Origin of the sequence: Rhizobium terricola (assembly GCF_012927355.1) — a bacterium.
In the GTDB taxonomy this organism is placed as follows: Bacteria; Pseudomonadota; Alphaproteobacteria; order Rhizobiales; family Rhizobiaceae; genus Allorhizobium; species Allorhizobium terricola.
This window is the reverse complement of the sequence record NZ_JABBGK010000001.1, coordinates 826864-851704: the sequence shown is the minus strand read 5'-3', so window position 1 is coordinate 851704 and position 24841 is coordinate 826864. Positions and strand designations below refer to the sequence as shown.

General features: G+C 63.8%; 22 protein-coding genes and 1 tRNA gene. 6 read left to right on the top strand and 17 right to left on the bottom strand.

Features of this window, described 5'->3' with window-relative positions; translation table 11 throughout:
- Positions 1–10: 10 nt before the first annotated feature.
- The 8 genes from HHL25_RS03975 to HHL25_RS03940 form a co-directional block, all read right to left on the bottom strand.
- Positions 11–772, bottom strand: a complete 762-nt coding sequence (locus tag HHL25_RS03975; RefSeq protein WP_169587489.1) for an ABC transporter permease — start codon at positions 770–772, stop codon at positions 11–13.
- Positions 769–1695: an ABC transporter ATP-binding protein gene (locus HHL25_RS03970; RefSeq protein WP_169587487.1), complete on the bottom strand. Its 927-nt coding sequence runs from the start codon at positions 1693–1695 to the stop codon at positions 769–771. Before HHL25_RS03970 ends, HHL25_RS03975 begins: the two co-directional genes overlap by 4 nt.
- A 115-nt stretch (positions 1696–1810) precedes the next feature.
- Positions 1811–3148 carry a diguanylate cyclase gene (locus HHL25_RS03965; protein ID WP_169587485.1) on the bottom strand — a complete coding sequence of 446 codons (1338 nt, stop codon included), beginning with the start codon at positions 3146–3148 and terminating at the stop codon, positions 1811–1813.
- A gap of 108 nt (positions 3149–3256) precedes the next feature.
- On the bottom strand, positions 3257–4078 hold the full coding sequence (locus tag HHL25_RS03960; RefSeq protein ID WP_169587483.1) for a response regulator: 822 nt from the start codon (positions 4076–4078) through the stop codon (positions 3257–3259).
- A gap of 277 nt (positions 4079–4355) precedes the next feature.
- The gene (locus tag HHL25_RS03955; protein WP_169587481.1) at positions 4356–4619 is read right to left on the bottom strand and encodes a hypothetical protein; all 264 of its coding nucleotides are present in this window, start codon (positions 4617–4619) and stop codon (positions 4356–4358) included.
- A gap of 124 nt (positions 4620–4743) precedes the next feature.
- Positions 4744–7227: a mechanosensitive ion channel family protein gene (locus HHL25_RS03950; RefSeq protein ID WP_169587479.1), complete on the bottom strand. Its 2484-nt coding sequence runs from the start codon at positions 7225–7227 to the stop codon at positions 4744–4746.
- 146 nt (positions 7228–7373) lie between these two features.
- Positions 7374–7901 carry a heme utilization cystosolic carrier protein HutX gene (gene hutX / locus HHL25_RS03945; RefSeq protein ID WP_315853020.1) on the bottom strand — a complete coding sequence of 176 codons (528 nt, stop codon included), beginning with the start codon at positions 7899–7901 and terminating at the stop codon, positions 7374–7376.
- A 10-nt stretch (positions 7902–7911) separates the two neighbouring features.
- On the bottom strand, positions 7912–8253 hold the full coding sequence (locus HHL25_RS03940; RefSeq protein WP_169587475.1) for an antibiotic biosynthesis monooxygenase family protein: 342 nt from the start codon (positions 8251–8253) through the stop codon (positions 7912–7914).
- 234 nt (positions 8254–8487) lie between these two features.
- Here HHL25_RS03940 and HHL25_RS03935 point away from each other — a divergent pair, with 234 nt between their 5' ends.
- Genes HHL25_RS03935 through HHL25_RS03925 form a run of 3 tightly spaced genes read left to right on the top strand, consistent with a single transcriptional unit; the run spans position 8488 to position 11266 of the window.
- A complete protein-coding gene (locus tag HHL25_RS03935) occupies positions 8488–9381 on the top strand; it encodes a heme/hemin ABC transporter substrate-binding protein (RefSeq protein ID WP_169587474.1) in 894 nt (297 codons plus the stop codon).
- Entirely contained in the window at positions 9378–10466 is a 1089-nt protein-coding gene (locus tag HHL25_RS03930; protein WP_169587472.1) for a FecCD family ABC transporter permease, read from the top strand. The genes HHL25_RS03935 and HHL25_RS03930 overlap by 4 nt, the downstream gene beginning before the upstream one ends.
- Positions 10466–11266 carry a heme ABC transporter ATP-binding protein gene (locus tag HHL25_RS03925; protein WP_169587470.1) on the top strand — a complete coding sequence of 267 codons (801 nt, stop codon included), beginning with the start codon at positions 10466–10468 and terminating at the stop codon, positions 11264–11266. The genes HHL25_RS03930 and HHL25_RS03925 overlap by 1 nt, the downstream gene beginning before the upstream one ends.
- Positions 11267–11547: 281 nt before the next feature.
- Here the strand turns inward: HHL25_RS03925 and HHL25_RS03920 are convergent, their stop codons facing one another.
- The 5 genes from HHL25_RS03920 to HHL25_RS03900 all read right to left on the bottom strand — a co-directional run bounded on the left by HHL25_RS03920 (position 11548) and on the right by HHL25_RS03900 (position 15140).
- A complete protein-coding gene (locus HHL25_RS03920; RefSeq protein WP_169587468.1) occupies positions 11548–11880 on the bottom strand; it encodes a hypothetical protein in 333 nt (110 codons plus the stop codon).
- A 220-nt stretch (positions 11881–12100) separates the two neighbouring features.
- Positions 12101–12176: transfer RNA gene (locus HHL25_RS03915), tRNA-Lys, on the bottom strand.
- 127 nt (positions 12177–12303) lie between these two features.
- The gene (locus tag HHL25_RS03910) at positions 12304–13221 is read right to left on the bottom strand and encodes a PhzF family phenazine biosynthesis protein (protein ID WP_169587466.1); all 918 of its coding nucleotides are present in this window, start codon (positions 13219–13221) and stop codon (positions 12304–12306) included.
- A 72-nt stretch (positions 13222–13293) separates the two neighbouring features.
- Positions 13294–14034 (bottom strand): NUDIX hydrolase, encoded by a 741-nt coding sequence (locus HHL25_RS03905; RefSeq protein WP_169587464.1) that lies wholly within the window; start codon positions 14032–14034, stop codon positions 13294–13296.
- Positions 14034–15140 carry an endonuclease/exonuclease/phosphatase family protein gene (locus HHL25_RS03900; protein WP_169587462.1) on the bottom strand — a complete coding sequence of 369 codons (1107 nt, stop codon included), beginning with the start codon at positions 15138–15140 and terminating at the stop codon, positions 14034–14036. The genes HHL25_RS03905 and HHL25_RS03900 overlap by 1 nt, the downstream gene beginning before the upstream one ends.
- Before the next feature lie 167 nt (positions 15141–15307).
- Here HHL25_RS03900 and HHL25_RS03895 point away from each other — a divergent pair, with 167 nt between their 5' ends.
- Positions 15308–15682 (top strand): DUF4189 domain-containing protein, encoded by a 375-nt coding sequence (locus HHL25_RS03895; protein WP_169587460.1) that lies wholly within the window; start codon positions 15308–15310, stop codon positions 15680–15682.
- A 6-nt stretch (positions 15683–15688) separates the two neighbouring features.
- Here the strand turns inward: HHL25_RS03895 and HHL25_RS03890 are convergent, their stop codons facing one another.
- Genes HHL25_RS03890 through HHL25_RS03880 form a run of 3 tightly spaced genes read right to left on the bottom strand, consistent with a single transcriptional unit; the run spans position 15689 to position 19400 of the window.
- On the bottom strand, positions 15689–16726 hold the full coding sequence (locus HHL25_RS03890; RefSeq protein WP_169587458.1) for an ABC transporter ATP-binding protein: 1038 nt from the start codon (positions 16724–16726) through the stop codon (positions 15689–15691).
- Complete coding sequence (locus tag HHL25_RS03885; protein ID WP_169587456.1) at positions 16714–18408, bottom strand: ABC transporter permease; 1695 nt, start codon at positions 18406–18408, stop codon at positions 16714–16716. The genes HHL25_RS03890 and HHL25_RS03885 overlap by 13 nt, the downstream gene beginning before the upstream one ends.
- Positions 18409–18419: 11 nt before the next feature.
- Complete coding sequence (locus HHL25_RS03880; protein WP_169587454.1) at positions 18420–19400, bottom strand: ABC transporter substrate-binding protein; 981 nt, start codon at positions 19398–19400, stop codon at positions 18420–18422.
- Positions 19401–19665: 265 nt separating this feature from the next.
- On the opposite strand from HHL25_RS03880, the gene HHL25_RS03875 reads away from it, so the two are divergent.
- On the top strand, positions 19666–21567 hold the full coding sequence (locus HHL25_RS03875) for a CASTOR/POLLUX-related putative ion channel (RefSeq protein WP_169587452.1): 1902 nt from the start codon (positions 19666–19668) through the stop codon (positions 21565–21567).
- 206 nt (positions 21568–21773) lie between these two features.
- Positions 21774–23375: an ABC-F family ATP-binding cassette domain-containing protein gene (locus HHL25_RS03870; protein WP_169587451.1), complete on the top strand. Its 1602-nt coding sequence runs from the start codon at positions 21774–21776 to the stop codon at positions 23373–23375.
- A gap of 87 nt (positions 23376–23462) precedes the next feature.
- Here the strand turns inward: HHL25_RS03870 and HHL25_RS03865 are convergent, their stop codons facing one another.
- Positions 23463–24689 carry an aminotransferase-like domain-containing protein gene (locus HHL25_RS03865; protein ID WP_169587449.1) on the bottom strand — a complete coding sequence of 409 codons (1227 nt, stop codon included), beginning with the start codon at positions 24687–24689 and terminating at the stop codon, positions 23463–23465.
- Positions 24690–24841 lie beyond the last annotated feature (152 nt).

Below are 24841 nucleotides of genomic sequence, written 5' to 3'. Positions count from 1 at the left end.
CCGAACCCGCTCAAGGGCGCAGCTTGTAACCCGTGCGGAAGACGAAGGTGAGAAAGCCGAGGCAGATCGCCAGGAACAGCCCGATCATGCCGAGGCTGATCAGCGGATGCACGTCCGACACCTCGAAGAAGCTCCAGCGGAAGCCGCTAACCAGATAGAGAACCGGATTGAAATGGCTGACCGTCTGCCAGAACGGCGGCAGCACGCTCACCGAATAGAAGGTCCCGCCGAGGAAGGTGAGCGGCGGGACGACCAGCATCGGCACCATGCTGAGCTGCTCGAAGTTCTTCGCCCATATACCGATGATGAACCCTGCCATGCTGAAGGTGATCGAGGTCAGCAGCATGAAGAAGAACATCATCAACGGATGGTCGATCCGCAGGTCGACGAAGAAGGCGGCCGTCGCCAGGATGATCAGGCCGATCATCATGCCCTTGGTCGCCGCCGCCCCGACATAGCCGATCAGGATTTCTGCCATCGCGACCGGCGCCGACAGGATCTCGTAGATCGTGCCGGTGAATTTCGGGAAATAGATGCCGCTCGATCCGTTCGAGATGCACTGGGTGATGAGCGTCAGCATGATCAGGCCGGGCGTGATGAAGCCGCCGTAGCTCACGCCCTCAATCTCCTGCATGCGCGGCCCGACGGCCGCCCCGAAGACGATGAAATAGAGCGCGGTCGACATGACCGGAGAGATGACGCTCTGCAGCAGCGTGCGGCGGGTCCGCGCCATCTCGTAGTAGTAGATCGCCTTGATCGCTTCGAAATTCATCTGCCTTCTCCGATCAGTGAAACGAAGATGTCCTCAAGCGAGGTCTGGCGCGTCGATATGTCGGCAAAGCCGATGCCTGCCGCCTCGATCGCCGCCAGGAGCCGCGGAATGCCGCCGTGGTTGCTCTCCTCGTCATAGTCATAGATCAGCTGCTCGCCGCTCTCGCTGAGCGTCAGCGCCCACGGAGCCAGAGATTCCGGCACGGACTGCAACCGCTCCCGCAACTCGATGATCAGTTGCTTGCCGCCGAGCTTGCGCATCAGCGCATCCTTCTCCTCGACGAGCATCAGCCTGCCCCGGTCGATGATGCCGATGCGATCGGCGATCTCCTGCGCTTCCTCGATATAGTGGGTGGTCAGGATGACGGTCACGCCCCCTGCCCTCAGCCGCTCGACGAGCTGCCACATGTCCTTGCGCAGCGCGACGTCGACGCCCGCCGTCGGCTCGTCGAGGAACAGGATCCGCGGTTCGTGCGACAGCGCCTTGGCGATCAGCACCCGCCGCTTCATGCCGCCCGACAGCTCCCGCAGCGCATTGTTGCGCTTGTCGAACAGCGTCAGTTCTCTCAGCACGCTTTCGATATAGCCGGGCGCCGGCTTCTTGCCGTTCAGGCCACGCGAAAAGCTGACCGTGTTGACGACCGTCTCGAACATGTCGGTCGTCAGTTCCTGGGGGACCAGACCGATCATCCCGCGGGTCTTGCGGAAATCGCGGACGACGTCGTGACCATCCACGGTCACAGTCCCCTCGCTCGGATTGGCGATGCCGCAAATGATCGAGATCAGCGTCGTCTTGCCGGCGCCGTTCGGCCCGAGCAGCGCGATGATCTCACCCTCTTCGATGTCGAGGGAAACGTTGTCGAGCGCCTTGAAGCCGTTTGCATAGGTCTTCGAAAGGCCGCGTACGGAAATGATGGGGGCCATGGCCGGGAAACTCCGGATGGAAGGAGGTTGCCAAGCCAATATAGGAAGCGGCCAGCCATTTGCCAGCCGCAAGCCTCACAAGATCATGGCCGCAACGACGGGCCGACGTGCGTCGTCAGCTGGCGGCCGCCGCGAGCGTCAGAAGCGTGTTGTCGGAATAGACCCGGTTGCGGCCATAGCGCTTGGCCAGATAGAGGAACTGGTCGGCGGCGTTCAGGTAGTTGCTGAAATTCTCGATCCCGCCGACCTCGGCCACGCCGATCGACGCGGTGACCGTGAGATCGGTGTCGTCGAGGGCCACATGCAGCTCTGCAATGCTCTGGCGGACCTGCTCGCAAAACCGGCTCGCCGCCTCGCTGTCCAGCCCCGCCAGCAGGATCCCGAACTCCTCGCCGCCCAGGCGGGCAAGCAGGTGATCGGTGTCCTCGATCATATGCGAGAGCCGGGTCGCCACCGCCTTGAGCACGCGGTCGCCGATCTCGTGGCCATAGGTATCGTTGAGCTTCTTGAAATGGTCGATGTCGAGCATCGCCATGCTGCAGGCCTCGCCATGCTCAAGGCAGCTCGCCACCCGCGCCGGCCCTTCGTCGAAGAAGTGGCGACGATTGCGCAGGCCCGTCAGATAGTCGCTGAAGGCCGCAAGGCGCAGCTGCCGGAGCTGCGTCAGCGTCTCGATGTTGTGGCCGATGCGGCATTGCAGTTCCTCGACCACGAAGGGTCGATAGACGAAGTCGTTCGCCCCCGCCTTGAGGAAGCTCGCAGACAACAGCCGGTCGGCCGAAGACGAAATGCCGATGATGCGCAGCTTGTCCGACGTGTGCTCGCGACGTATGCGCCGCGTGAGTTCGTAGCCGTCCATGTCGGGCATGTGGTAGTCAGTGATCACCAGATCGATCCCCGGGTGTTTCACCAGCATGTCGAGCGCCTCGCTGCCGGTCGTCGCCTCGAAGACCTGGAACTGCTGCACCTGCAGCATGTCGACCAGCATCTTGCGCGCCGAGGTCACGTCGTCGACGAGGAGAACCCGCACATGACGATTGGCGAGGATCCGGTCGACGGTCTGGACCACCATGTCGACGGCACGCTCGTTATTCTTGATCACATAGTCCGCGACGCCCCTTTCGACGACGCGTTCACGCATCCGGCGATTGAAGTCGGCGGTGAAGACCACGGCCGGGATTCCCAGGGCAGCCACCTCGTCGAGCACCTGGCCATCGGGCGAGTCCGGCAGGTTCAGGTCGACGACCGCGATATCGAAGGGCTGATCGGCACGCGCCACGGCCTCGCGGAACGCCCTGGTCGACGCGCAGTGGGTCGCACGAAGCCCATGTTCCTTTTCGAAGCGGTGGCAGAGCAGCGATGAGAACGTTCGGGAATCTTCGATCACCAGCACATGCGCCCGCTTGCGAGACGACGGGTTTTCCATCGGTTGCGGTTCACTCAGCACTGACATGGCAATTGCCTTCGGATGTTAAAGAGAATTTGAAAAAGTCTGGGCGAAAAAAAGCGACCGGAAGCAGGCTCCCGGTCGGCATTGCGTGTATTCGTCGGATGCCGCCGGCTACTTTCGCGGCTTCGCCGCCTTGATCTGCACGAGGGTGTCCAGGTTCTGGTTCACACGGCAGTAGAATTCCTCGTCGATGAACGGACGCAGCATGAAGTCGTTGCCGCCGACCTTGAGGAACCGCGCCGACAGCAGACGGTTCGTCGACGACGAGACCCCGATGATGCGCAGCTCGTGGGAACCGCGCGCGCCGCGGATGCGTCGCGTCAGTTCGAAGCCGTCGATGTCGGGCATGTTGTAGTCCGTGACCACCAGGCCGATGTCCGCATTCGCCTTGAGGATCTCCAGAGCCTTGGCGCCGCTGTCGGCCGTGCTGACCCGGAAATTGTAGCGCTTGAGACGACTGGACAGCAGAGCGCGCGCCGTCGGGCTATCGTCAACGATAAGCACGTGGTGCTGATGATTGGTGAGGAACCGGTAAACCGATTCCGCGAGCATCTCCACGGCGAAGATGTTGTCCTTCAGGATGTAGTCGACGATGTCCTTGGCGAGCAGCTTTTCACGGGTCTCGTCCTGGAAGGTCCCGGTGAAGACGACGGTCGGGATGTTCAGGTCGACCAGGTATTCCAACGCCTCGCCGTTTTCGGCGCCCGGGAGGTTGATATTGGAGATTGCCAGCGTCACCGGCTCGTCGGAAAGTTCGTTTGCCGCCTGCAAGTCTTCGAAGGTCCGGCAGATTTCGACATCGATCTTGAACAGCTCCTTCATGCGGGTACTGATCATCGATGTGAAGACGTTCGAATCCTCTGCAACAATAATACGAACATCGGGAAATGTTTCCCCGGAATACTGCATCCCGGAAACGCCTAAAAATGCCATGACACGCCCTTAACCTGAGATAACTATTAGCATTTTAATCAAGATGACTTGCAGATCCGTTAATTGGCAGCGGGCGGATCGAAGCATGCAGATGTTAATCGCCACTGAAGGCCGAGCAGTCATATCTGCCCCTTTTTGACAGATGCTTCTTCTGTGGCGCGATACCTGCGAAAAATCTGTCTACCAAGCAGAACCCGCCCTTTGCCGCACGGCAAAAAAGCAAAAGCGCCCGGCCAAACCGAGCGCTTCACGAAAAGCAGGAAGGGTAGACTGCCGCTTACTTGATCGTCGCGACGCCGTCCTTGATCTCGACGGTTTCACCACCCTCGAGCCCGATGCGGTCGCCGTTGGGGAGCGTCACGAAGCAGCCCGAAGGGCATATCGTCTCCGATGCGCCGGCGTCGAGCGCCACTTCCATGCGGTTGCCGTCTTCGACCACCACCAGCACGACCGCCGAGGATCCGCCGTTGGAAACGGATGCTGCCAGGGCGCCGGTCGCGGCACCGAGAACCAGGATTGTCGCTGCCAGAAGCTTCTTCATGTGAATGCGGCGCCGATTGCGCCGTCCTCTTGTTGCGCCCTCCCCGTCGACCTGTTCCGGTCGATCGGCTCAAGCATGCCCCTCTTCTAATATGCCCCTGCTGAACCGGGGCTGAACATGTCGTTCATGGCAGGATCTTGTCATCATCCGGCTCGTCGCGCAAATCCGCCTTGTGCGTTCGCCCGCGCTCTGCGTCCTTCCCCCCAAAGATCCGTCGCGCATCTTCGTCGAGGTGGAGATGCACCTCCTGGTGCGGATAGGGCATCTGGATGCCTTCCGAACGGAACCGCTCGAGGATCGTCACGCGCAGGTCGTTCTTGACGGGCAGGCCGCCCAACACGTCGCCGATGAAGCCGCGAAGCTCGAAATCCAGGGAGGACACGCCGAAGCCGTTGAACATCACCACCGGCTCCGGATTGCGTAGCAGGCCAGGATGCGCAAGCGCGATCTCCATCAGGAGCTCCATCACCCGGCGCGGGTCGCTGTCATAGGACACGCTGACCGGAACCTCGATGCGGCCGAGCTTGTTGCGGTGGGTCCAGTTGCCGACCGGGGCATTGATGAGCTCGGAGTTCGGCACGATGATCGACTGACGCTGGAAGGTCTCGATCTCGGTCGCGCGAACCGAAATCCGCCGCACGAAGCCCTCGGTCGTGCCGGTCGCCACCCAGTCGCCGACCTTGAAGGGCCGCTCGGCGAGTAGGATCAGGCCGGAGACGAAGTTCGACACGATGTTCTGCAGGCCGAAACCGATGCCGAGCGAAAGGGCACCGGCAACCAGCGCAAGGCTGGACAGGTCGATCCCCGCCGCCGAGATGCCGATCAGGCCCGCGATGCCCGTTCCGAGATAGCCGATACCGGTCTTGACCGAGTTGCGCACGCCGGCATCCACCTGCGAGCGGGCCATGACATTGCCGTCCAGCCACTTCTGGAACCAGCGCGTCACCACCAGTCCCAGGCTGAACAGCAGGATGCCGCCGAGGATGCCGAAAATCGAGATCCGGATGCTGCCGATATTGATCTCGGTGAAGATGTTGATCAGCCAGAGCTCGAGATCGCGCGGCTGGAATCCCCAGGAAATCAGGATCAGCGGAATGCCGATGACGAGCGCGAAGGCATAGATGAAGAGGCCCGCCGCCATGCCGGACTGGTCGAGCGCCACCGGGGTGAGGTTGAACCGCTTTTCCAGCAGCTTGCCGACCAGCGTCTCGCCGAAACGGTTGGGCGCAGAGATCGCCTTGCCGGACAGGATGCCGATATACATCGTCGCGACCACGGCGCCGGTCAGGATGATCTGCGTCGCAAGGAACCGCGCCAGGCCGACATAGCCGATGGCGCTGAGCAGGATAAGCCCGACACCCGTCAGCCGGAGCAGGATGGCAAACGCCTTCGGCCAGGCCTTGCCGCGCTCCGTCGGATCGCCGCCAGCACTCAGGACCGGATGAAGGAAGGACACGACGAAGATCGTCAGGCCGACGACCACCGAGGAAACGAAGCTCTTCATCACCGTGAGCACGACGGGCGAACTCAGCGTCTCGCTGACCGCCCCGAGCACATAATCAAGCCCGTTCACCACCGCCATGGTCATGACGGCGAAGTTGAGGTCGCGCGCGCCCTTGTTCGACAGCCGCACCAGCCGCCAGCTCGGCGCCTTCGGCGCCAGAACGGCCCGCGCCAGCATCGACACGAAGAAGACGAGACCGGCAAAGCCGAACAGGGCGGAGGCGATCGGCGCAATATCGGGGCGCAACACGTTGAACGTGTCGAGGAAGAAGAAACTCGTGATGAGGAAGGCGCCAAGGGCGAGCGCCGGCAGGATGGTCGACCAGAAGGCGACGGAAAAGCGGCTCATATAGGCCGGATCGCGATTGGCCGGATCGCGCCGGATGAGCGAACCGAACAGCCGGTATTCGGCGTAAAGCAGGACCAGCGCCATCGCCAGCGACAACATCACTGCCGTGCCGAGCGGAACGCGCTTGAACTTCCAGATGAAGGAGAACCAGCTGCCGAGCGTGCGCTGGAACTTCTCGACCTCCGCGGAAAGCGAATCGAACGCATCGTCGATGACGTCGCCGGAAATCTCGGTGTGTTCGAACAGTTGTTCGGTGAACAGCTGCCGCCGGAGGCCGGTGATATCGTCGGACAGGTCGGAGGCACGGATCGAGAGGTCTTCCGCCTGCCCCGTCAGCGTATTGATCTCGAGCCGCGTCGCATTGAGGCGCGCCCGCTCCTCCGCAATTGCCGGCGCCTCCTCGGGCTGCCCTTCCGCGGGCTTCTCGCCGAGCTGCGAAAGCCGGGTCTTCACGTCGTTGAAGCGCGGCCTGAGGTCGACGGAAATCTTCAGGAGATCCCGGATCAACTGGTCGGTCTTGACCTTGATGTCGATCAACGCCGCATCGTCGGACTTCCGGTCCTCTACCCCCTTCTGGAGCTGCTCGAATCGCTTCTGCGCGTCGGCGATATCCTGGGAGGCCTTTTCGACCACCTCATCGCGCGGTGGCGCCACTTCCTGGGCCTGTGCGAAGGCCGTCACGCCCCCGGTCACGGCAGGCGAAAATGCCAGAAGCGAAAGGACGATAGAGGCGAAGAATCGGCGGGTGCGAAGCAAGATCTGTCCCTGCAATGTTTGAAATCGCGCGGACAATAGTGGCTGTTCTGGTCAAAAGAAAGAACGGCGGAGCGACCCGACCGGTCAAAACACATCGGCCGCATCCCGCGGGACACGGCCGAACCATTCTCAAGGCAAAGGCGAACTCAGGCGTTGGCCAGTTTCGACCGCAGCGCCTCGAAGCGCGCCAGCTGGTCGGACAGAAGCGCCTTTTCGGCATCGCGCCGAACGAAGACCTTGAACATCGCCCGGCCGTCAGCGTTCATGAACCAGACGGAACAGGACCGGCGTCCGTGAAAACCCCGGTCGACGAAGGCGATCTGCGTGCAGCGTTCCTTTCGTATGTGACCGCCGATTGGGCTGTCGCCGTGGATGTTGAACCATCCATGACCTTCGCTACCCGACGGCAGCGCGCCTTCGACCTCGAGCACGATGTCCTCCGTGTGGACGATCATCAGAATGTCGCCCCAGGACGACATGTCGTCCCAGATCGGCAGGAACTGGTCGGCCGGCACGACAACCGCAGCCCCCTCCGGCAGGATCGAAAGGATCTCCGCCGGCGTCACATCCGCCTTGGCCGCGATCGCCTCGACGACGCCATCCGGCTTTTCGGCCAGCGCCGCGCGTGCCCGCTCGATCCGCTCGCTGCTGTTTGCCACAAGAGTGTCCGTCACCACACGTTCCTCAGGCTGCTTCGTCGACGCGCTTGCCGTCGCGATCTTCGTGGATGATGACCTCGAAGCCCTCGAAATGCGGTCCCGAGAGATACTTGACCGTCGACTGGCCCGCGCGGGCATGGGCGGCGCGGAACTGTTCAGACTTGGTCCAGGCCTCGAAATGCTCCTTGGTCTCCCAGACCGCATGCGATGCGTAGAGCTGGTGATCTTCTGCCTTGGGGCCCTTCAGCATGTGGAATTCCACATAGCCCGGCACCTCGGCGAGACGGCCCTGGCGGTTGGCCCACATCGCCTCGAAGGCTTCTTCATGACCCGGCAGGACACGAAATCGGTTCATCGCAATAAACATCGGAAATTCCTCTTCTTTCGATTGGCGGACCGGACCACCGACCTGTCCCGGCACCCTTGCGTCCCATCGACAGCCCCTTGATGGACGGCACGACGTGTTGCCTTCGTAATTAAACTTGTGCATTATAGTCAAGTTAATTGTCGCTCTGACGGGTGGCAGGACATCCGGAATTCTGCCGGCCGCGAATTGCACGCGCGCCGGCGTCTTCAATTTGAACAACAGGATAATCGACGCATGGATCTTCTGAGATCGCTGGGCACAACCGCCCGCCATTTTGCCGCCCCGCTGCTGATCGCCGCCCTGACCGGCGGCGCAGCATTCGCCCAGTCTCCGGCAACGGATGCCAAACGGATCGTTTCCGTCGGCGGCACGGTCACCGAAGTCCTCTACGCGCTCGGCCAGGACCCGCGCATCGCTGCCGTCGACACCACCTCCGTCTTTCCGGCGGCAACGGCAAACAAGCCGAATGTCGGCTATATCCGGCAACTGTCCGCCGAGGGTGTGCTGTCGCAGAAACCTGACCTCATCATTGCCGAAGCAGGCGCCGGCCCCGCCGATGCGCTCGCTATCTTGAAAGCCAGCGGCGTTCCCTTCGTGACGATTCCGACACCACCTCAGGCCGAAGCCGTGCCTGACAAGATTCGCGCTGTGGGTGCCGCCGTCGGTAAGGCGGAGGAAGCCGAAACGCTCGCCCGCGCGGTCGACGGGGAACTCGCTGCCGTAAAGGCCAGGATCGCGGCCCTCACGGTCCCGAAGAAGCGCGTGCTTTTCGCCCTTTCGCTCGCCAATGGCCGCGTCATGGCCGCGGGTGCGGATACCTCCGCCGACGCCATCATCCGCCTGGCCGGCGGCGTCAACGCCGCCGCATCGGTATCCGGCTACAAGCCACTGAGCGACGAAGCCGTCATCGCCGCCGCTCCCGAGGTGGTCCTCGTGATGAACGGCGGTGCCATGCACATGACCGCCGAACAGGCCTTCGCGCTGCCCGCTCTGCAGGCGAGCCCCGCCGGCAAGGCCAAGGCCTTCATCGCCATGGACGGCCTCTACCTGCTGGGGCTCGGCCCGCGCACGGCCAGGGCCGCCCTCGACCTTGCGGCCCAGCTTTATCCGGATGCCGTCAAGCCATGAACACGGTCGCCTTGCTCCTGGGGCGCGGTTCGGTAGCCGGGGATCGTTCGGGCCTCGGCTTTGCCGTCCTCCTGCTGCTCTCTCTCCTGCTGGCCGCAGCCGCCCTTGTTTCGCTGATCAGCGGCCCGACCGGCGTCGGGCTTGGTGACCTCGTCGCCTATCTTCGCGGCAACGGCGCGAGCCTTGCGGCTCAGGATCTGGTCATCCTCGAGGCTGTCCGACTGCCGCGCACCGCGCTTGGCCTTCTGGTCGGCGCCGGGCTCGGCGTCTCCGGCGCAATGATGCAGGGATTGTTCCGCAATCCGCTTGCCGACCCCGGTATCGTCGGCGTTACCTCGGGCGCCGCCTTCGCCGCCGTCTGCGCGATCGTGCTCGGTGGTACGGTCCTTGCCCCCGTCGCGGCGCTCTTCGGCAACCAGTTCCTGCCGGTCATGGCCTTTGCCGGCGGCCTGCTCAACACCCTGCTGCTCTATGCCATCGCCACGCGCAACGGCCAGACCTCGACGACGGCCCTCATCCTCTCGGGGATCGCCATCGGGGCGATGAGCGCGGCAGCGACCGGCCTGCTGATCTTCATCGCCGACGACCGCGCCCTGCGCGACATCACCTTCTGGTCGCTCGGCTCGCTCGGCGGTGCGACCTACGAGAAGACCCTGGCGATCCTCCCGTTCATCCTCGCCGTCACGCTCATCATTCCCTTCGTCGCGCGCGGCCTCGATGCCCTCGTCCTCGGCGATGCCGCCGCCTTTCACATGGGCATCCCGGTCCAGCGGCTGAAACGCATGACCATCGTCGCCGTAGCCGCCGCCTGCGGCGCGACGGTCGCGGTCGCCGGCTCGATCTCCTTCGTCGGCATCGTCGTCCCGCACCTGCTTCGTCTCGCGATCGGCCCCTCGCATCGCTTCCTGCTGCCGGCTTCCGCGCTCGGCGGCGCCGCACTGCTGCTCCTCGCCGACAGCATCGCCCGCACGGTTGCCGCCCCCGCCGAACTGCCGATCGGCATCATCACCGCCATCCTCGGCGCGCCCGTCTTCCTGATGCTGCTGATCGGCCGCAACGGTCGTGCCGCGATGGAGGGTCTCTGATGATTACCGCAAGCCAGGTCACCGTGATCCGGGGCGGCCGCCCCCTGATCTCCGAGATAGACATAAGCCTGCGGCCCGGCCGCTTCACCGTCATCATAGGACCGAACGGCGCCGGCAAGTCGACGCTTCTGAAGGTCCTGTCGGGGGAGATTGTTCCTGATGATGGAGAGGTGAGCTGCCATGGCAAGCCGCTCCGGCAGTTGTCGGCGCTCCAGCTTGCAGCCGATCGGGCAGTGCTTCCGCAGTCGACCGCCCTTTCCTTTCCGTTCACCGCGCTCGAGGTCGTGCGCATGGGCGCGATCGCCCATGGCAGCCTCGATCCGACACGCGCCGCACGCCAGGCCCTTGTCCGGGTCGGCCTCGAAGGCTTCGAGGCGCGGCCCTACAGCGCGCTCTCCGGCGGAGAGCAGCAGCGTGTCCAGTTCGCCCGCGCGCTCGCCCAGGTTCCGGTTGCGGTGGATCAGGGACGTGCCCGCGCGCTGTTCCTCGACGAGCCCACATCGAGCCTCGACATCGGCCACCAGATCGGCGTGCTGGAGATCGCCCGCGAGTTTTCAAGGCGCGGTGGGGCGGTTCTGGCGATCCTGCACGACCTCAACCTGGCCGCCGAATTTGCTGATCATCTGGTGGTGATGGACCGCGGCCGCATCGTCTCGGCGGGAAGCCCGGCCGCGACGATCAACGACGAGGTGATCGGCGAAGTCTACGGCATTCGCGGCGCCGTCGGTCGCCTGCCGGCGGCGCACGTTCCTTACGTCCTGCCGCAGGCGCGGCTCTCGAGCGAGGCGAAAGCCGGCTAACGAGTTTATCCACAGGTTTCCACAGCCTGTGGACGGCTCACAGGGCGAAAAAACAGGAACACCGGGGGAACATTCGTCCAAAGTCGATGGAACAAAAGAAAAACATACGACAGGATTGCACCAATCTGGTGCTCCTGCCTGCATTTCACCGCGCAAATCTTGCTCAATTGTGCGTTTGATAGGCAATTCCGAGAAATAATGACGGGCCGCCCAGCCGGCTGGCCGGGCGACCCGTGCAGAACGTGACCCGATTGCTCGTGGCCCGCTTATTCGTGGCCCACTTATTCGTGGATCGTGTAGGAACCCATTTCGCAGAGGTTCTGGGTGTCTTCCGTCGTGTCGAGGTTGGAACCTTCTTCAAACTCGAAGCGCATGTCGTATTCGCACTGGGTGCGACCGTCGGCGATCGTCAGCTTCACGGATTCGCCCGGCTGCAGGACGTGTTCGCCGAAGACATCGTCTTCCCAGTCATCGACGCCGACCGGCGAGGTGAAGAAACGCGTCAGGACGGAACCCGTGCCGTTGGTGAGCGTGAAGACCAGGTCTTCGGCCTGCGCGGCAGTGGTGAAGAATGTGGCGGCCAGAAGGCCGGCGGCGGAAAGAATATGTTTCATCGAAATGCTGAGCTCCCTCACCCGATATTGGGCGGTTGCTTGATATCCGGCAGACCCGCGCGATGACAATATCGCCAGTGCGAAATTTCGCACGCGTGCCACAAAACGCCCACAACCGCAAACTGTCGGAGTTCGAATACCGGAGATGAGTGAAAGACAAGCAAAGAAGCGCCGCATCACTTGCCACGCTACATCAACATATTGCCGTATGAGATTGAAATGGTGGGTGATGTAGGGCTCGAACCTACGACCCGCTGATTAAGAGTCAGCTGCTCTACCAACTGAGCTAATCACCCGTTACAGCGCCGTCTGGCGGTGTGACCGGGCGTATAAACAGGAACTCGGAGGTTGTCCAGCGCCGCGGCCAAAAAACTTTGCTTCATTTTCAAAAAAAATTCGCGAAAGCCAAAAAATCGTTTGTTTTCAAAGGTCCAGAATTCCGGAGGCGACGCGCACCGCCTGGCCGCCAATTCTTGCCCTGCTGATCTCCCCATCCTTGGCGTCGACATGCAGGTGAATATAGGACGGACGCCCCATCTCGACGCCCTGCTCCACCATCATCGGATGATGCCCGTCCGGCAGTCCGTCGAAATGATGGACCGCGCCGGAAAGCGCCGCGACCGCCGATCCCGTCGCCGGATCCTCGGTAATGCCCATGTCGGGCGAAAACATCCGCGCATGGAACTTCGCGGAATGATGCACGCCGCCGCGGCAGTAGACATAGGCGGACGTCAGGCTGCCCTCGCAGAGCGGCGCCGTCCGCTCCCAGAGCTGCGGATCGAAATCGATGCTCTCGACTGCATTCAGATTGTGAAGTGGCACGATGAGAAACGGAACGCCGGCGCCCCAGACGGAGGGCACGTGATTCTCGAAACCGATGTCGGTGACCTTCAGCGAAAGCGCGTCGGCAATCCCCTGCCTGTCGAGAGCGTAATCATAGCGCACCGACTTTTTCGGCAGATCGAACTCGGCAAAGCCCGCCTCCCCGTCGCGCAGCCGGACGGCACAGCGGACCGGCCCGACATTTTCCTCGAGCACCGAGACGAGATCGAGCCCGCCGCTTTCGGTGCCGTAGGTCCGTTCCGCAAGCGCGACCGCGGTGCCGACCGTCGGATGGCCCGCGAACGGCAGCTCACGCGCCGGGGTGAAGATGCGGATCCTGGCCGAATGGGCCGGATTGGACGCACCTTGCACGAAAACCGTCTCCGACAGATTGATCTCCGCGGCGATTGCCTGCATCGCCTCGCTGGTCAGCCCTTCGCCGTCGAAGATCACCGCCAGGGGATTGCCGGCAAGCTTGCGCTCGGTGAATACGTCGTAGATCGAGTAGTTTCGCGCCAAAGATCCCTCCGCCGGCATGTGGCTTTCGGCCGCAGACTGCCCGACCTTAAGCAATCGCGCAAGCAAGCGATATCAGTCGGCGTCCGCGAAGAACCACTCCAGCAGCGGCAGCATGGGACGACCGTAAGGATGGGCCGACGGATCGGCAGAGCGGATGGCGACCGCCCCCGCGATCTCCTTTTCCTCGTCGACCGCCATGTGCGCGCGAATGCGGGCGAGCAGCGCATCCGCATCGAGATCGAAGTGGAAACGCCGCGCGACCGTCAGACGACCGCCGTCATAGCTGGCAAACAGTCGCCCATCGGCCCGGGCCTCACCGAGATCGAGACCGGTTTCTTCGCGGACCTCGCGCATCATGTTGCCGGCGAGATCGCAATAGCCGTCGACGACGTCGTTCTGGTCGAGCGATCCGGCCGCGCAATAGACCTGGCCGGGATTGGCGGTATGCGCGCCCATCTTCACGGCGATCAGCGCTCCGTCCGCCGAGACGATGACGGGATATCCGAAGACATGGAAACCACCGACCCTGCGGTTCTGCTTGCGCCACCACATGAAGGTCGAGAACGGCATCATGAAGCCTTCCCCCTCGACGACGCCGTCACGGAAGGCCAGCCTGTGCTGGAACACCATGCGCCCGTCGAAGAGTGCTGGATTGGCGGCGATCTCCGCTTCCCAGTTGGCTGCAGCTTTCGCACGGTGCTCGACATGCAGTGGATGGTCTCCCTCCAGCACCCGCAGCCTCACCGCGTCGACAGGAAACATGCGGCGCTCGACGGTCAGGCCTTCGGGTCGGGGATCGGAAAACTCGGACATCAAAGCTCCAGCGTCATGACCACGGGGCAATGGTCCGAGGCTTTCGGCCGGTCCCAACCGATCCGCGGATAGCTCTCCACCGCCTGCCCCGGCGGAAATGGGGTGCGGAACGGCTGGCCGTTCCTGACGATTTCCGGTGCCCGACCCGCATTGCGCCTGGCGAGGGCCGGAGAAAGCCACACATAGTCCAGCTGGCAGAGATGCTGCTCTTCCGGGCCGCGTGAGTGATAGAGCGTCCAGCGGTCGAGCGGATCGCGGCGGCGCATGACATTCTCCGCAAAGCCGTCGGCCGAGAAGACGTCGAGGGCGCTTGGAAGCCCGTCGCGATGGACGAAGGAATAGCCATCCCGCCGATCGCCGATCACGTCGACACGTTCCTGATAGTCGTTCAGGTCGCCGCAGATGGCGAAATTCTTGTCCGCCGTCTGCCCCTTGCCGAAACGCGCCTCGATGATGTGGCGCACCGCCTTCGTCTCCGCTTCGCGCACCGGCATCGTGAAGCTGCGGCCATCGATCCCGTCGCGACCGTTGGTCATCGACTTGAGATGCAGGACATAGAGCGTTAGGGGACGCCCGCCGATCTTCAGGTCCAGTTCGAGGCAGTCGCGCTTGAAGATTTTGTCATCCGGCTTGTTCGTCGTAGAAAGCGCCGGCGTGAAGAGGTCGAGGTCGCGATAGGTGAGCGCCGCATGGCTCTTGATGTCGACGATCTCGATCTTCTCGCCGTCCCGGGTTTCGTCGCGCATCATCACGCCGACGTCGATCCCGCGGCTGTCATTGCCCTCGACCAGGTATTTGTGACGATAGCCGGCCCCGACCATGCGGAAGAGATAACCGTATTCGAAGGCCTTGAGCGCCTCCATGTTGTCGATTTCCTGCAGGCACAGGATGTCTGCCGCTGCATCGGCGATCGCCAGCGCCGAAAGCTGGCGGGTGTCGTCGGTCGAGGAAACGATCCGGGCGGCTTCGAGCCGCTGGTAGTCCTGCTCGTTGCGCACGTCGAACAGCTGCATCACCCGGTCCTGCCGCAACTGGTTGCGGTAGCCGGTGAAATCGAACCGGGTCATCAGGTTCTCGATATTGAAGGTTCCAAGCCTAAGCGCCATGATTCTCTTCCTTGGTTCGTCGCCCCCCGAGACTAGCGACGCCACACCTCACGTCAAAGTCCGGCGAAAAGCGGAGCCTGCCCGACACCCAAAAATCGTCCTTCCCTAATGCTCGGTCGCCAGCCTATGGTCGCCGCAGAAACAGCATGACGGGGAACAACATATCCATGCGCCGCAGACCTTCCATTCTTGCCTCCATCGCCATCGTCCTTGCCACGCTTGCTCCGGCCGCCGCCTCGGCCGACAGCTTCGGCGCAATCGCCTACTCCCCGGCCACCGGCGCGACCGGCTGGGCACATTCCTTCCCCAACCGCAGCGGCGCCGAACGCATGGCGCTCGGCGGCTGCTCGAAAAGCGCCCGCGACTGCCGCGTCGCCATCTGGTTCAAGAATGCCTGCGGCGCCGTTGCGCGTGGTTCGGACGGCTGGGGCTCCGGTTGGGGCAATGACCGCCGCCGGGCGGAACTCGAGGCGATCGGATCCTGCAACCAGTACACCGGCGGCTGCCGCGTCATTCGCTGGCAGTGCTCCGGCGCCCGATAGGCTGCATCAAAGCCGCCAGCCGGCCGTGATCGTGATCGAAAGGGTGTCGCCGGGCGAACAGGGTGCCCGGCTATATGCACGCAGTATCTGGCCGTCGGCAATTGCCAGCCGGAGCGCATAGCGTTCTCCCTCGTAGAGCACACCCTCGACCTTTGCCGCGATCCCCTCGCCGCCGAGCACGACGTCCTGGGGCCTGACCAGCACGTCCATTCTCGGTTCGGCCCCGGATGGGGTGGGAGAGCCGGCGAGCATCGCCCGCAAGTCGTCCCACCCGAGCACACGGTCCGGGCTCTCCTTGGCCGGCAGCGACAATATCGCCCCCTGCCCGATCAGCCCGCCAACCAGCCGCCCCTCGGGTCGCGCATAGATTTCGGCCGGCGGCGCCACCTGCAGCAGCCGCCCCTCCGACATCACCGCGACGTCGGTGGCGAGCGCCATCGCCTCTGCCTGGTCATGGGTCACGTAGATCATCGTCGCCCCCGACCGCTGGTGGAATTCGCGGAACGTCTCTTCCATCTCCTGCCGGAGATGCCGGTCGAGATTGGCGAGCGGCTCGTCGAGCAGCACGACGTCCGGCGAGGTCACCAGGCAGCGCGCCAGGGCGACGCGCTGGCGCTGGCCACCGGAAAGATCCGCGGGGCGCCGCTCCGCATAGCTCTCCAGCCGCACCGCCTTGAGCGCCTCGACCACCTTTTCCCGGTAGCGCTCAACGGTGATCCCGCGGACCTTCAGCGGATAGCCGACATTGTCGGCAACCGACATGTGCGGCCACAGCGCATAGGACTGGAACACCATCGCCATGTTGCGGCGCTCGGGCGGCACCACGCGTTCCGCATCGGCCAGCACCCGCTCGCCGAGCAGGATGGAGCCGTCGCTCGGCGTTTCGAAGCCGGCCACCATGCGCAGCACCGTCGTCTTGCCGCAGCCGGACGGGCCGAGCAGGGCGAGAAAGCCCCCTTCGCGGATCGTCAGCGACACGTCGCTGACCGCCGGCCGTCCGGTCCCGTAATCCTTGGAGAGCTTGTGAAGGATCAGTTTCGCCACGGGACCACCCCTTTCGGCAGGCGCGCCGCCATCAGTTCGAGCAGCAGCATCAGGACCACCACCATCACCACCACCAGCACCGAGAGCGCCGAGGCGAGATCGTAGGAACCGCTGTCGTCGAGATTGTAGATCGCAACGCCGAGCGTCTGCGTGCCCGCCGACCAGAGCAGGGCCGACACCGTCAGTTCGTTGCAGGAGATGAGGAAGACCAGGATCATCGCCGCCCCGGCCGCCGGCGCGATCAGTGGCACGATGATGTCGAACAGCCGCCGGTAAAAGCCCGCGCCGGAAAGCCGTGCCGCCTCCTCGAGCGCCGGGTCGAGCTGGCGAAGCGCACTGACGATCGGTTTCAGCCCGACGGCGAAGAAGCTCGACAGATAGGCGACGAGGATGATCCAGATCGTCCCGTAGATCGTCACCCCGAGCAACGGGATGGGCGCGGCAAACACCAGCACGAAGGCGACCGAGATCACGATCCCCGGCAGGGCGTAAGGGATCTCGATCATCGCCGAGAGCCAGGCGGCGACGCGGCGCGATCCGCGGGTCAGCGCATAGCCGGTCAACACGCCGATCATGAGCAGGCCGATCGCCGTCGTCCCGGCAAGGAAGATCGAATTGCCGAAGGCCGTGCGCGTCGCCGTCTGGCGGAACAGCACTTCCTCGTAGGCCGAAAACGAAGCCGTCTTCAACGAGAGCACCACCCCGTAGGCCGGCACCAGCGAGGCCGATACGAGCGCGACGAAGGGGGCGATCAGCATGACGAAGAGAAGCGCCCACAGAAGAAGTTCGAGCGGCGCCCGAAGCCGTCCGAGCCGGAAGGTCGCGGCCGCCCCGGATAGACCGATGACCCGGTAGTCCCGGCCCCTCAGCGCCAGTTCCTGGATCTGCAGCCCGGCGACCGCCATCACGCCGATCATCGCCGATAGAACCGCGATGTCGCCGAAGGTACCGCCGCCGAAGCTCGCCAACCGCGAATAGATCAGCGTCGGCAGCGTGTAGATCTGCGCCGGCAGGCCGAGGATGGCCGGAATGCCGAAATTGCCGACGCCGGACACGAAGGCGATGGCCGCACCGGCGATGATGCCCGGCAGCGACAGAGGCAGGATGATGTCCTTCAGCACCCGCCACGGCGAGGCACCGGCGAGTTTCGCCGCCTCGATGCCGTCACGCGGCAGCGAAAGCAGGCCGGCGCGCAGCGACAGGTAGACCAGCGGGGAATGCTGGACGCCGTAAAGCAGTGCGATGCCGCCGATCGAATAGAGCGGCTGGGCGCTGCCGATCGGCGGTGCGAGCCCAAGCGCCTTGAGCAAGGGGCTCGACGGTCCCGACATCCCGACCCAGGCGAGCGCCTGGACCTGCGGCGGGATCATCGTCGGCAGCATGAAGAGGAAGCTCAGAACCCATTTGCCCCGGACATCGGCGAGCGTCAAGGCGAGCGCGAACAGGCCGCCGATCGCGACGGCGACGATCATGCCGAGGAACGAGGTGGTGAGCGTGTTATAGGCCGCCGTCCAGACCGCGGGCTCGCCGAGCAGAGCGAGCGCCCTTCCCGACAGCACGGAGGAGAAGCCGGCCACAAGCAGGCGCAGCAGCGGCAGCACGCAGAGGCAGGCGACGGTGACGACGATAAAGGGAAACAGCCAGCGGGGCTGGCTGTTTCCTTTCGCAGAGTGATAGGCCATGAACCGGTCGATCAGTTCGTGCCGAAAATGCCCGAGAAGGTCTTCAGATCGTCTTCGGTCGCCTTGAGCGCGGCAGCGGCGTCGATCGGCAGGACCTTGATGGTGTCGCGAGCCGGGAAGCCTTCCGGAACCGGCATGCCGTTGCGGGCCGGAATGTAGCCGAGCTTGAGGAAGCCTTCCTGACCCTTTTCCGACAGCACGTAGTCGACGAACTTCTTCGCGGCTTCGGCATTCTTCGAGGTCGACAAGATGGCGACCGGCTCGGTGACGGCCGAAACGCCCTCGGTCGGGAAGACGAACTCGACCGGCGCACCCTTGGCCTTCTCGCGGATCGGCATGTAGTCGACGACCACGCCATAGGCCTTTTCGCCCGAAGCGACCGACTTCAGCACGGCACCGTTGCCGCCGGCGGCAACAGCGCCATTGGCCTGCAGGGCCTTGTAGTAGTCCCAGCCGAGGCTCGGCACGCCGGCCAGCGTCTGGGCGTGGATGAGGGCGGCACCCGAGGTCAGCGGGCTCGGCATGGCGACGAGGCCTTTGGCTTCCGGCTTGGCAAGATCGGCCCAGCTGGTCGGCTTCATCGCCGCCGCCGTGTTGTACATGATGCCGGTGGTGATCAGCTTCGTCGAATAATAGGCGCCGTCGGCGTCATAGAGGCTGGCATCGTAGTTTGCCGCTTCCGGCGACCTGTAGGCCATCAGCTGGCCGGCTTCCTTCATCCGCTGAAGGGTGACCGTGTCGGCGATGAGAAGCAGGTCGGCGGCCGGATTGCCGGCCTCGATCTCGGCCATCAGCTTGGCCATGATCTTCGGCGTACCGTCGCGCACCCAGTCGACCTTGATGTCGGGGTTGGCGGCCATGAAGCCGTCGACGGTCGCCTGCGCGTCCTCGTTCGGCTGGCTGGTGTAGAGCACCAGGTTCGCGGCGTCGGCCGAGGTCACCATCAGGCCGACGGCCACGAGTGCGGAAAAGGCGGAAATCAGGTTTTTCATGAGTAAAGTCCTCGTCTTTCAAATGAGGACCGATCCATAACCACATGCCGTTGACAGTCATGTGACAGCAGGGCGCCGCAACTTCGGGATGGAAAAGGCGGCCGACCGCTCACGCCTGTGTTGCGCAGCCACGGAAAAACGACTGGAAATGCTGACTTTTATGGGACGCCCCCGCATTTGGTTCCGCAAGATTCATTGAAAATCCACGGATTTCCTGCAAATGCGAGTTCACATCATTTTCAAAGACGAAGCGAAGAGCATCAAGATGAAGACAACCGAAAATTGGCGCGCCCGGCTGCGCTACGAGTTCGACAAGAGCATGGCGGGCGGCGCGGTTGCCCTGATCGGCTGGCTGGCGCTGATCTCGCTCGTGGTCATCTCGCTTGCCGGTGCCTTCCTGGCGATCACCGGCATCGCACCGGAGGGCGGCGAACCGGTGAGCTTCATCGAAGGCACATGGGAATCCCTGATGCGCACCTTCGACGCCGGCACCATGGGCGGCGACCAGGGCTGGGGCTTCCGCCTCGTCGCGCTGGTGGTCACGCTCGCCGGCATCTTCGTCTTCTCCGCCTTGATCGGTGTCATCAGTTCGGGCCTGGAAAACAAGCTCGATGAACTGCGCAAGGGCCGCTCGCGTGTCCTCGAATCCGATCACACCATCATCCTCAACTGGTCGGCATCGATCTTCGATGTGATCTCCGAACTGGTGATCGCCAACCAGAGCCGCAAGCGTCCGCGCATCGTCATCATGGCGAACAAGGACAAGGTGGAGATGGAAGACGAGATCGCCACCAAGGTCGCGAACCTCAAGAACACCAAGATCATCTGCCGCAGCGGCGACCCGACGGACCTCTACGACCTCAACATCGTCAATCCGCACTCCTCGCGGTCGATCATCGTGCTTTCGCCCGAAGACGAGGACCCGGATTCGCAGGTGATCAAGTCGGTTCTGGCGCTGGTCAACGACCCCAACCGTCGCCCGCAACCCTACATGATCGCCGCCGAGATCCGCGACACGCAGAACACCGAAGTTGCCCGCATCGTCGGCGGCAAGGAAATGCAGCTGATCCTGGCAGACGACCTGATCTCCCGCATCGTCGTCCACACCAGCCGTCAGTCCGGTCTGTCGGCCGTCTATTCCGAACTGCTCGATTTCGACGGCTGCGAGATCTATACGCTGGAACAGCCGGCCCTCGAGGGCAAGCCGTTTGCCGCCGGTGTCATGGCCTACGAGAACTGCACGCTGATCGGTCTCTGCGACCGCGCCGGCAAGGTTCATCTCAACCCGCCGCCGAACCGCATCATCGAACAGGGCGAACGCGCCGTCATCATCGCCGAGGACGACGACTCGATCAAACCGTGGGCGGGCGACACGCAACTTACCAAGGAAGCAATCCTGCCGCCGACCAAGCGCACGCTCGGTGCGGAGCGCACCCTCATCCTCGGCTGGAACCGCCGCGGAACGATCATTGCCACCGAACTCGCACGCTATGTTGCACCCGGATCGCTGCTGACCATCGCGGCGAGCACGCCGGAATTCGAGGACGAGATTGCCGGTCTCGTCCTTCCGAACGGCAACATGACCGTCAAGCACCACGTCATCGACACGTCGAGCCGTGCGGCGCTCGATGCACTCAACATCCCCGCCTACGACCACGTGCTCGTGCTCGGCTACAGCGACCACATGACCATGCAGTCGGCCGACACCCGCACGCTGATCACGCTGCTCCATCTGCGGCGCATCGCCGAGGGTGCGGGCCTGCACATCAACGTGGTCAGCGAGATGACCGACGTCCGCAACCGCGAACTGGCCGAAGTGACCCGCGCCGACGACTTCGTGGTCAGCAACAAGCTTGTGAGCTTGATGCTCGCCCAGGCGTCCGAAAACGAGTTCATGGCCCAGATCTTCGACGAACTGCTCGACGAGGAAGGTTCAGAAATCTACATGCGCCCGGTCAGCGACTATGTCTCGATCGACCGGCCGGTGAACTTCTTCACCATCGCGCTTGCCGCCCTCCGTCGCGGAGAGATCGCCATCGGCTATCGCCGCCAGCGCCAGGACGACGCGGACGACCGCAATCTCGGCGGCGTCACCGTCAACCCGTCGCGTTCCGACATGCTGACCTACAGCGAGAAGGACATGGTCATCGTTCTGGCGCAGGAATGAGATGCTGATCTGAAGGACGTCCCTGGAATCCAGACAGAAAGGCCCGCCTAGACGCGGGCCTTTCTCGTTTCTGACGCCCGGCCTTGCTACCCGGCCCCTCGATGACTAGATTGGGGTCGATCTCGTCTCTCACAGGATGTGTGCCGCCATGGATTTCCTCCCGAACGCAAAGCCCGCCCGCATTTGCCTCCGGAGACCCGATATCCATGTCCGCCACCATCACGCTTTCCCATCTCGCCTGGTCCACGCCTGACGGGCGCGCCCTCCTTTCCGACTGCAATCTCAGCTTCACCGCCGAACGCGCCGGCCTCGTCGGTCGCAACGGTGTGGGCAAGACCACGCTCCTGAGGCTGATTGCACAGGACCTCGTCCCTCACACCGGAACCGTCGCCGTCGGCGGTACCGTCGGTTGGCTCAGGCAATCGCTCGCGGTCGGCCCTGAAGAAACCGTGGCCGACCTTTTTCGCGCCCGGGAAGCCCTCGACCTCCTTCGACGTGCCGATGCCGGGAACGCCACCGCCGACGAACTGGCCGGAGCAGACTGGACACTCGAAACCCGCATCGAAACGGCCCTCGGCGGAATGGGGCTCGATGCCGAACCTCGGACACCGCTTACCGCGCTGTCCGGCGGTCAGCAGACCCGCGCCGCCCTCGCCGCCCTCGTATTCGATGAGCCCGACTTCATCCTCCTCGACGAGCCGACCAACAATCTCGACGGCGAAGGGCGCAAGCGGGTGATCGACCTTCTCGCGAGCTGGCCCAAAGGCGCCATCGTCGTCAGCCATGACCGTGATCTGCTCGACACGATGGACGCGATCATCGAACTGACGTCGCTCGGCGTGACACGCTACGGGGGCAACTGGAGCCTCTACCGCGAGAGAAAGGCCCTCGAGCTCGCCGCATCGAGAAAGGACCTCGACGAGGCGGAGCGGCGGCTCGACGACCTCGCCCGCAGCGCCCGGCAGACGGCGGAACGCAAGGCCCGCAAGGATCGCGTCGGAAGGAAAAAGGCGCTGAAGGGGGATATGCCCCGCATCCTGGCCGGCGGCCTGAAGATGCGCAGCGAGGCAACAAGCGGCAACAACGCCCGGCTGGCGGAAGACCGGCAATCCGAGGCTCGGATCGCCGCCGACGCGGCCCGCGCCCGCATCGAAGTGCTCGCGCCGCTGTCGGTGACGCTCGCATCGACCGGCCTCCCCGCCGGCCGCACCGTTCTCGAGGTCTCCGAGATAAGCGCCGGCTACGCGGCCGATGCCCCGATCCTGAAGAACCTCTCCTTCTCCGTCACCGGCCCCGAACGCATCGCGATCTGCGGACCGAACGGCGTGGGCAAGACAACGCTTCTCGGCCTGATCACCGGCCGGCTGGCGCCGTTGTCCGGCCATGTGAGCGTCAGGGTCGGCTTCGCCATGCTCGACCAGCAGGTCGGGCTGCTAGATACCTCGGCGTCGATCCTCGCCAACTTCCGACGCCTCAACCCGGGCGCCGACGACAACACCTGCCGGGCGGCTTTGGCGCGCTTCATGTTCCGGGCCGACGCCGCCCTACAAACGGTCTCGGATCTCTCGGGCGGTCAGCGCCTGCGCGCCGGCCTCGCCTGCGTCGTCGGCGGAATGTCGCCGCCGCCACTGCTGATCCTCGACGAACCGACGAACCACCTCGACATCGACTCGATCGAAGCTGTCGAGGCGGGGCTGCGGGCCTATGACGGCGCGTTGTTGGTGGTGAGCCACGACACGGCCTTCCTGCAGGCGATCGGCATCACGCGGCACCTGAACCTGCCGTTCGAAGGCGATCCGGCCTCTTAAGTCATAGGCAGGACCGCCGCTCCCCGCAGGCCGTCCCCGGCGGCTCGATAACCGCCGGTGATGGGTGTCCGGCGCGCCATGCCCTGTTCAGGCCGCCGCCATCGCACCTACCCCGCCGACCAGCCGGCCGAGGCGCTTGATGCCTTCGTCGATCATCTGCTCGTTGGCGCAGGAGAACGACAGTCTCAGCGTATTGGCGCCCGAGCGGTCGGCGAAGAAGGCCTGGCCCGGCACGAAAGCGACCTTCTCGGTTTCGACCGAACGGGCGAGAAGCTCGGCGCCGTCGATCCCCTCCGGTAGCGTCACCCAGATGAACATGCCGCCCTCCGGCCGCGTCCAGACGGTGCCGGCGGGCATGTAGCGTTCGAGGGCCGCAAGCATGGCGTTCCGCCGCGCACTGTAGGCCTTGCGGATCTTCGCCACCTGCGCATCGAAATGACGCTCGGCGACATGGGCGATGGCGATCTGGTTGATCGACGACGAATGCAGGTCCGCCGCCTGCTTCATCAGCACCAGCTTGCGGATGACCGGCGTCGCGGCGACGACGAAGCCGACCCTCAGCCCCGGCGCGAGCGTCTTCGAAAAACTCCCGCAATAGATCGTCCGCGTCTCCTCGATCGAGCCCTTCTCGGCGATTTCGAGCGCCAGAATCGGCGGCACCGGCTCGCCGTCGTAACGCAGCGACTGGTAGGCGGCATCCTCGATGATCGCGATGTCGAGCTCCTCGGCCAGCTTGAGCAGCCGCTCGCGCCCTGCCCGGTCGACCGTCTCGCCGGTCGGATTGGCGAAATCCGCCGACAGATAGGCGAATTTCACCGCGCCGCCGAGCTTCTCGGCCGCCGTCCGGTAGCTCTCGGGCGTCCGGTTGCCCAGCGTCAGCTGATCATAGTTCGGCTCGTAGGCGTTGAATGCCTGCAAGGCGCCGAGATAGGTCGGCCAGTTGACCAGCGCCGTGTCGCGCGGTGACAGGAAGAGCTTGCCCAGATAGTCGAGCGCCTGCTGCGATCCGGAGGTGATGAAGATGTTGTCCGCGCTGCACGGCACGCCGATCTTGGCCATCTCGCACTGCAGCCATTCGCGCAGCGGCTTGTAGCCTTCGCTCACCGAATATTGCAGCGCCGCCTTGCCCTGCTCGCCTCCGAAGATGTCGGCATAGGCCGCCTTGAATTCCTCGTCGGGAAAGAGCGCCGGGTCCGGAATGCCGCCGGCGAACGAAATGATGTCCGGACGGTCGAGCAGCTTCAGCAGCTCGCGGATTTCGGAAGCCCGCATCCGGCTCGAACGCGTGGCGAAGATATGGTCCCAATTCAGCATCGGCATTTCCTCGAATGGTCTTTTTGGATGCGTGAAGCTGACCACAGGGCACTCGATATGTCAACATTACTGACCTATCGTGACGCGCAACAAATTCCATGACGAGAAACCCATCCGCGCAAGATCAGTTCAAAAGGAAGCAACAAAACGAA